Here is a 2,127-nt window from a genome sequence, read left to right as displayed (position 1 = left end):
ATGCTTGTGTTGGTTCTCATTATCATCTAATAATGAATCTCATCTCCGAACGAGTCCCGGATCATGAGTTCTGCCTTGCACGAGCAGCCCTACCTCGAAAGCTGGCGCTGGATGAGTCGCCAGATCCGTTGCGCGCTGGATCCTGACGAACCGCGCCTGATCGAACACTACCTCGCCGAAGGGCGCTATCTGTCCTGTTGCACAGCCACTTCGCCCTGGACTGTCGCCGAAACGTCTTTCCGTCTGCTGCTCGATACCGCCACCGACATTGCGTTGCCGTGGCACTGGCGCAGCGTCTGTCTCGATCAAGCCTGGCGTCCCTTGCGTGAAATGGAGCGCCTGTCGCTATGCCAATGCCGCTTGCGGCGCTGGCAACGCTACACCTGGCAGCTCGCCACTTGCGAGTTGCAACCGTCGATTCCTCTCATTGATTTGCTGCAAGGACATTCGCATGACCAAGACACGTATTGAGCGCGACAGCATGGGCGAACTGCAGGTGCCGGTCGATGCGCTCTATGGCGCGCAGACCCAGCGCGCCGTGGACAACTTCCCGATCAGCGGCAAACCGATGCCGACGCAGTTCATCCGCGCGCTGATCCTCGCCAAAGCCGCCGCTGCCCGGGCCAACGTTGAGCTGAACCAGATCAGCGCGGCCCAGGGCAAAGCCATCAGTGATGCCGCGCAAGGTCTGCTCGAAGGCGATTTCATGCAGCATTTCCCGGTGGATATCTTCCAGACCGGGTCCGGCACCAGCTCGAACATGAACGCCAACGAAGTGATCGCGACGCTGGCCAGTCGCATGCTCGGCGAGCCGGTCAACGCCAACGATCATGTCAACTGCGGGCAAAGCAGCAACGACATCATCCCGACCACCATCCACGTCAGCGCCGCGCTGGCCCTGCATGAACAATTGCTGCCGGCGCTGTTGCATCTGGTCCAGGCCATCGAGCGCAAGGCCGGGCAGGTGCATCATCATGTGAAGACCGGGCGCACCCACCTGATGGACGCGATGCCGGTGCGCATGAGCCAGGTGCTCAACGGCTGGGCACAGCAGCTCAAGGCCAATATCGGGCATCTGCAGGATTTGCTGCCAAGCCTGCAAGCGCTGGCGCAGGGCGGCACCGCGGTCGGCACCGGGATCAATGCGCATCCGGAGTTCGCCGCCCGATTCAGTCGGCATCTGAGCCAACTCACCGACGTGCAGTTCACCCCAGGCAAGGATCTGTTCGCGCTGATCGGCTCGCAGGACACCGCCGTCGCCGTTTCCGGCCAGCTCAAGGCCACCGCCGTGTCGCTGATGAAAATCGCCAATGACCTGCGCTGGATGAACTCTGGTCCGCTGGCCGGTCTCGGCGAAATCGAACTCGAAGCGCTGCAACCGGGTTCGTCGATCATGCCCGGCAAGGTCAATCCGGTGATTCCGGAGGCCACCGCCATGGTCGCTGCGCAGGTGATCGGCAACGACTCGGTGATCACCGTGGCCGGCCAATCCGGTAACTTCGAACTGAACGTGATGCTGCCGATCATCGCGCACAACCTGCTGAGCAGCATCGAACTGCTGGCCAATTCCAGTCGCCTGCTCGGTGACAAGGCGATTGCGAGCTTCAAGGTCAACGAGTCGCGCTTGCAGGAAGCGTTGTCGCGCAACCCGATTCTGGTCACCGCGCTCAACCCCATCATCGGTTACCAGAAAGCCGCCGAAATCGCCAAGCAGGCCTACAAGGAAGGCCGCGCGGTGATCGACGTCGCCCTGGAACACACCGACCTGTCGCGCAGCCAACTGGAAGAGTTGCTCAACCCCGAGAAACTCACCGCCGGCGGCGTGTAAACCCCGCAACCGCTTTGGAGGCTCACCATGGAGCACTGGAAACGCACGATCGAACGGGCCAATCGCTGCTTCATGCTGGGCGAACTGATCGACGCCCGTGAGGCTTACCTGCAAGCCCTGGCCCTGGCGCAAGTGTTGTTCGAACGCTGGGCGGATGCCGACGAAGCGGTGGCGGCCTGCGTCGTCTCTCATCACAACCTCGCCGACCTGCATTTGCGCCTGAACCAACCGGAGGAGAGCGCCGAATACCTGTGCGCTATCCATCAACGTTTGTTGCAGACCATGCAGGACGAACGCCT

The 2,127-nt window shown here is 61.6% G+C and carries 2 protein-coding genes and 1 pseudogene; all 3 read left to right on the top strand.

Translation table 11 applies throughout. The features are described from left to right. The first annotated feature begins 63 nt into the window (after nt 1-63). On the top strand, nt 64-471 hold the full coding sequence (locus D6877_RS09140; protein ID WP_016771690.1) for a hypothetical protein: 408 nt from the start codon (nt 64-66) through the stop codon (nt 469-471). Continuing rightward, nucleotides 452-1,828, top strand: coding sequence for a class II fumarate hydratase (locus tag D6877_RS09135; protein ID WP_130910551.1), 1,377 nt, complete (start codon nt 452-454; stop codon nt 1,826-1,828). Before D6877_RS09140 ends, D6877_RS09135 begins: the two co-directional genes overlap by 20 nt. Before the next feature lie 27 nt (nt 1,829-1,855). Next, nucleotides 1,856-2,127, top strand: a pseudogene (locus D6877_RS29350) (hypothetical protein); the annotation flags it as partial.

This window comes from Pseudomonas sp. Sample_9, assembly GCF_004307535.1.
Lineage (GTDB): Bacteria > Pseudomonadota > Gammaproteobacteria > Pseudomonadales > Pseudomonadaceae > Aquipseudomonas > Aquipseudomonas mercuritolerans.
Note: the sequence above shows the minus strand (reverse complement) of the source record. Positions and strands in the feature narration are given on the sequence as shown.

Coding starts and splice junctions, on each gene's coding strand:
- D6877_RS09135 (WP_130910551.1), top strand. CDS start 452: ATGACCAAGACACGTATTGAGCGCGACAGCATGGGCGAACTGCAGGTG.
- D6877_RS09140 (WP_016771690.1), top strand. CDS start 64: ATGAGTTCTGCCTTGCACGAGCAGCCCTACCTCGAAAGCTGGCGCTGG.